This window comes from Palleronia caenipelagi (assembly GCF_007004065.1).
Classification (GTDB): Bacteria; Pseudomonadota; Alphaproteobacteria; order Rhodobacterales; family Rhodobacteraceae; genus Palleronia; species Palleronia caenipelagi.
In genome coordinates this window covers 1-4,835 of the sequence record NZ_VFSV01000095.1, presented here as the reverse complement: position 1 = coordinate 4,835, position 4,835 = coordinate 1, and the positions used below count along the sequence as shown (strand labels likewise).

The window sequence follows — 4,835 nt, the reverse complement described above, 5'->3', positions numbered from 1 at the left end:
GCGGTTTCAATAAACCCTAAAGCAGTCATCGGATTGACGAACGCACTCGCCCCGTCCTCGGCCGAATAATCGCCCAGAGGCAGGCACATGGCCGCCTCGACGACACAATACTGGCTGTAAGCATTGCCCGACAAACAGGCGACGCGCTGGCCCATCAGCGCCTTGGCCATATCGCTCTCACCCGTCGCAACGACAGTCCCGGCGCCCTCATTCCCCGCAGGTAGCTTCAGTCCATGACGCGCTTTGGATCCCGCATTGAACGGTTCAGGCATGGTAGCGACGTATTTTCCACGCGAGTAGTCGGCGTTCTCGAGATCAGCAGCACCGACAAGAATGGCGAGATCCGACGGATTGATCGGCGCCGCCTCCATTTTTACAAGGACCTGAGTGCCGGTCGGATCGGGAAAGGTGACATCCTCGATCGCGACGGTAAGCGTGCCATTGCTTTCCAGTGTTGTGAACAGCTGCTTGCCCGTGGTGCTCATGTCGATAACTCCAGGTTTCGGGTTCAGGATGCAGATACGGATCACAGATCCGGCCAGATGGACCGACGGACTTCTGACCTACGGCCCTTGATCGAACACCAAATGTGTCGAAACGGCCAGTCCATAATGAACAGGCGTTGTTGCAGAACTCTGACCATGAAGGATTCACATCACGAATCCATGCGGTTAGTCGGATGGCATGAGCAAGCCCCAGCCCGCCCGTTATCGCACGACGAACCGGTCCAGCTACAACGCATCGCTGCGCCAGCGGGGATCGCTGCTGATCTGCGTTGACTAGGACATGAGCTGGCGCGCACCGCGTGACGGTCGGTCCGGACGTCCGCCCGTCTTTTCCGACGCGGCGATCCAGTTCTGTCTGTCGCTCAAGGGTGAAGGGCGGCCGGACGTCCGTCCGGTGGACGGATGTCAGCCCTGAACGGGCGAAGCCCCGGGCTGTTCAAGCTGCCGCTTCGCCAGACCGCCGAAATCCATATCCGCATCGCCCTTATGAACCGCTTCAACGCCCTCGGCACCAACGAGATCGTCAGCGTCGCATGACATCAGCGGGGAAAGGGGAAATCACGCCTCAAGCAGGAGTTCTGCAACAATGCCCATCAAGGCCACTACGGTAAGATCGCGTCAACGCGCCGATGGCATCGACTTCAATCTTGAACTATCGAATAGCGAAGCGCACGAACCCTCAACCGTGATAAAGCGGATACTCAAGGCGTGGAACCACCCCGGCGCCGACGCGGTACATTTCGAGAAAGGCGATCAGGACATCGTCGTTGATGGCAAGCGCCGCCGCGACAACGGCGCTGGCGTTCGGGCGCTTCTACATGCCGCATTCAAGATCGGTGTACTCATATATTGCATCGAGAAGGGCCTGCCGCATCCTCGGTTTGTCATCCTGGAATCGCCGCTTTTTGCCTATCGTCCCGCAGAAGAGGAACGCTTCAAGGATCTCACCGAAGATGAATTGGAATTGCGCAGGGCCGATGTGGCAACGCATTTCTACCATCATCTGCAGGGCATGGCGGACTTGACCCAGTTGATCTTCGTCCCTGTCACCCGACAGCGGGGTACTTTACCCCTGTCCATGAGAGGAGCACGCCATGGGACAGCATCGACGGAAATACACGGATGAGTTCAAAGGTGAGATGCGCTGTGCGCCACTGGTTCAAGCACCGCATCGAACGCGGTTGACCGGCTTTATGAGCCAGGCGCGACGCAGGGCAGCGTGGCGAAAGAGCTGGGGATCACCGCCACCCAGCTGAAAACCTGGCGGCTGGAGATCGAGGCGTTCGGCTCGATGGAGGCCAAACGTCGTCAGAAGGCGGACGCCGCCGAGTTGGAGCGGCTGCGCAAGGAGAACAAGCGGCTCGCGGAGGAGAATGAGATTCTCCAGAGGGGTGAGCAGGCGAACGCCACAGGTCCGAGTGCACTTGCGAACGCCTTTCTCGCCTCTCGGGCGGTGAAACCACGATGAACAAGCGCGCCTTCATCACGGACCACAAAGCTCAATACGCGGTTTCGACGCTCTGCCGGTTAGTCCGCCTGTCGCGCAGCTGGTTTTATAGTCACGACGCGAGCTGGGCGGCCCGTCAAGGCCGGGAAGCGCGGTGTGCGGCACAAGACGTGGCGTTGCTGGAGCGGATCAGGCACTTTTCAAAGCCAGCAAGGGGCGCTACGGCTCCAAACGCATTCACCGGGATCTGCGCGCCGATGGCGAGAGCGTTTCAGAGCGGCGCGTGGTCATAATAATGCGGGAAAACAAGATCTCAACCCGCCTGAGAAAGCCGTGCAAGCCGCTGACCACGAACGGCAATCATAAGCTGACACCGTCACCGAACCTGCTCGGGCGGGCTTTTCATTGCACCACTCCAAACACAGTTTGGCTGGCGGATATCAGCTATGTTGATACCGGCGAGGGCTGGCTCTACCTGGCTGCTATTAAGGAATGTGCCATTGTCCGCCGTCGCCCATCGGGCTCTGACCAGTGGCGCCGCGATGGGCAACTCCAAGGACAATGGCGCATGCGACCCGCGAAATCGTCGGCTGGTCCATGGCCGGTCACCTGGGCGCAGAGCTGTGCTGCGACGCGCTCCGGATGGCCTTGGACCAGCGCGGCCCGGTCCCGGGCCTGATCCTGCATTCGGACCGCGGCATGCAATATGCCAGCGGAGACGACCGCAAGATCATCCACCGCGCCAAGCTGGTTCAATCCATGAGCCGCAAGGGTCAGTGCCTCAAGTTCAAGCTGGTCCGCGCCAACGGATCGAACGATCCGGGGGATCGTTTGAAGGCGCCGAACGCCCCCATGGAGAGCTTCTTTTCTTCGCTGAAGAAGGAGCTGGTCCATCGCCATCGGTTCGGACCCCGGGAAGAGGCCAGGGCCGCGATCTTCGAGTACATCGAGGTCTTCTACGGGCCGCCAACGCCGCCATTCAGCCATCGGCTACCAGACGCCGGTTCAGGCGTTCACAGAAATGAGTTGGAAAATGGCCGCGTAGGACCAACAATCAGACTGCCCGGAAACCGGGACGAAGATCACACGGCTATTTTCATAGAGACAAAGACAGTAATTACGAGATGGTTCTCGGAGGTAAGCCTGCCACTGCGTTTCTCTTCAAGCTGATCTCGCGCCTTCAGTTCAGTGGTACTGTTCCGATGATCGACGTCGACGCATATGGCAATTGGTTGACAACGTAAGTGCACACCATAGGGTCAGTCTACATTGAGCAGTTTTAGATATGCCTAGAAACATTGTTATCCTCTTCGACGGGACTTCCAACGAGATCTCTGCGGACAGAACGAACATTCTTCGGCTGTACGGGACGCTCAAGAAATCCGAAGATCAAATCGTCTGGTATGATCCTGGCGTGGGCACGATCGGTCTTGCCTGGCTTGGGATCTGGCGGAAATTCGTTGAGATCTTCGGCCTAGCGACGGGATATGGCATCGATAAGAACGTCAAGGAAGCCTATCGGTTTTTAGTCGAGAACTATCAGCGAGACGCTGATGGTAGCCGTGACAGGATCTTCATCTTTGGGTTTTCGAGAGGGGCCTATTCTGCCCGCGTTCTCGCAGGTTTCATCCACGCGTTTGGCCTCATGGAACAACGAAACCTCAACCTACTTGACTATGTCTATCGCGCTTACAAGCGGATTGGGGAGGGCGGCAAGGAAGACGCGTTTGCAGAAATGCGTCTCTTCGAGCGGACGCTCCGCGCTGACAGACCACCGATTAGAATGCTTGGTCTCTTCGATACAGTGGCGTCGGTCATTGAGACCGGCAGGTTCGGGCTTCGACTGAAGAGCAACGCCCATACCTCAACCAATTCCTCGGTTCAGGCGGTGCGCCATGCGGTTGCGATTGACGAACGCCGAACGATGTTCGAACCGATGCTGTGGCCTGAAACGCAGGACTTTAGTGCAAACCGTTTTGACACTTCGAAGTCCGAGCCACAGGATGCGAAGGAGGTTTGGTTCCGGGGCGTTCACGGTGATGTGGGAGGAGGCTACCCTGAAGCCTCTTCAGCCCTCGCGAAGGTCCCGCTCGCCTGGATGATCACTGAAGCGAAAGAGACTGAGCTCCAATTCGTGACGCGGACTGTCAACGATCTGGTGCTTGGGCGGGCAGAGAAGTACGTCGCTCCGAACGTTCATGCGAAACACCATGACTCGATGACCCTCGGCTGGAGTGTCGTAGAGTTGCTACCACGCAGACTTCGTTCCCATTCCAAGCGCCTGAGACTATTCGGCCTGAGCGTTCCTCTCAAAGAACGGCGATGGATTCCGCCAGGCGCAAAGATCCACCAATCAATCCGGCAAGCGGATCATTGCCCTCCCAATCTGCCGGACACGGTTGAGTACGTCGGTTAATACAGATCGGCCACTGGTCTTCGCCCCTGTCTCCGGACAGCGGAGTGGCGTGCCCCCATCGGGTGGTCCGGTTTGATCGTTAGGGCATCCCCTCGCCGCCGGATCAGTCTTTTCTGCATCCAGCGGTGTGAGCCACTCCAGCTCCACCGCGTCCGGCGCGGCGGTGCCTAGGTGTTTGATCCCACGGTTTGATGGTGTGATCCTTTCTCAGGAATGGAAGGAAGCATTATGGGACAAGTTCGTCACGGGAGCGCCTCGACCACGCACGCTGTCAGAGCTGCAATACAGCGATCGCAAGCTTCGCTCGCGCAGCTGAGCAAGGAGCTGGGCATCAATCCCAAGACCGTCGCGAAGTGGCGCAAGCGGGCGACGGTGGAGGACTTGAAGACTGGGCCGAGGGAGCCGCGTTCGACCGTTCTCACCGAAGCGGAGGAGGCCATGATTGTCGCATTCCGGCGTCATACGC

The 4,835-nt window shown here is 58.4% G+C and carries 8 protein-coding genes and 1 pseudogene; 8 read left to right on the top strand and 1 reads right to left on the bottom strand.

All coding sequences use genetic code 11. From position 1 onward, the window contains the following. On the bottom strand, positions 1-485 hold a 485-nt coding region (locus FEV53_RS19630; protein WP_185962351.1), incomplete at its 3' end, for an alcohol dehydrogenase catalytic domain-containing protein. A gap of 199 nt (positions 486-684) precedes the next feature. Between FEV53_RS19630 and FEV53_RS19625 the strand changes: the two are divergent. The 8 genes and pseudogenes from FEV53_RS19625 to FEV53_RS19595 all read left to right on the top strand — a co-directional run. Continuing rightward, positions 685-873: pseudogene (locus FEV53_RS19625) on the top strand (transposase); the annotation flags it as partial. 35 nt (positions 874-908) lie between these two features. Further along, entirely contained in the window at positions 909-1,043 is a 135-nt protein-coding gene (locus tag FEV53_RS21980) for a hypothetical protein (RefSeq protein ID WP_281283561.1), read from the top strand. A 49-nt stretch (positions 1,044-1,092) separates the two neighbouring features. Beyond that, on the top strand, positions 1,093-1,632 hold the full coding sequence (locus FEV53_RS19620; protein ID WP_185962350.1) for a hypothetical protein: 540 nt from the start codon (positions 1,093-1,095) through the stop codon (positions 1,630-1,632). Positions 1,633-1,725: 93 nt separating this feature from the next. After that, positions 1,726-1,974: a hypothetical protein gene (locus FEV53_RS19615; RefSeq protein WP_246100940.1), complete on the top strand. Its 249-nt coding sequence runs from the start codon at positions 1,726-1,728 to the stop codon at positions 1,972-1,974. Between the two features lie 133 nt (positions 1,975-2,107). After that, complete coding sequence (locus FEV53_RS22260) at positions 2,108-2,632, top strand: IS3 family transposase (protein WP_185962349.1); 525 nt, start codon at positions 2,108-2,110, stop codon at positions 2,630-2,632. Continuing rightward, a complete protein-coding gene (locus FEV53_RS19605; RefSeq protein WP_142836341.1) occupies positions 2,515-3,123 on the top strand; it encodes a DDE-type integrase/transposase/recombinase in 609 nt (202 codons plus the stop codon). Before FEV53_RS22260 ends, FEV53_RS19605 begins: the two co-directional genes overlap by 118 nt. 115 nt (positions 3,124-3,238) lie before the next feature. Further along, positions 3,239-4,369, top strand: coding sequence for a DUF2235 domain-containing protein (locus FEV53_RS19600; RefSeq protein ID WP_142836340.1), 1,131 nt, complete (start codon positions 3,239-3,241; stop codon positions 4,367-4,369). A 228-nt stretch (positions 4,370-4,597) separates the two neighbouring features. Next, positions 4,598-4,835: helix-turn-helix domain-containing protein (locus tag FEV53_RS19595; protein ID WP_425465470.1), on the top strand; the 238-nt coding region annotated here is incomplete at its 3' end.

What these genes read in the sequence shown, in the direction of transcription:
- FEV53_RS21980 (WP_281283561.1), top strand. Translation starts at nt 909, where the DNA reads ATGTCAGCCCTGAACGGGCGAAGCCCCGGGCTGTTCAAGCTGCCGCTT.
- FEV53_RS19620 (WP_185962350.1), top strand. Translation starts at nt 1,093, where the DNA reads ATGCCCATCAAGGCCACTACGGTAAGATCGCGTCAACGCGCCGATGGC.
- FEV53_RS19605 (WP_142836341.1), top strand. Translation starts at nt 2,515, where the DNA reads ATGGCGCATGCGACCCGCGAAATCGTCGGCTGGTCCATGGCCGGTCAC.
- FEV53_RS19600 (WP_142836340.1), top strand. Translation starts at nt 3,239, where the DNA reads ATGCCTAGAAACATTGTTATCCTCTTCGACGGGACTTCCAACGAGATC.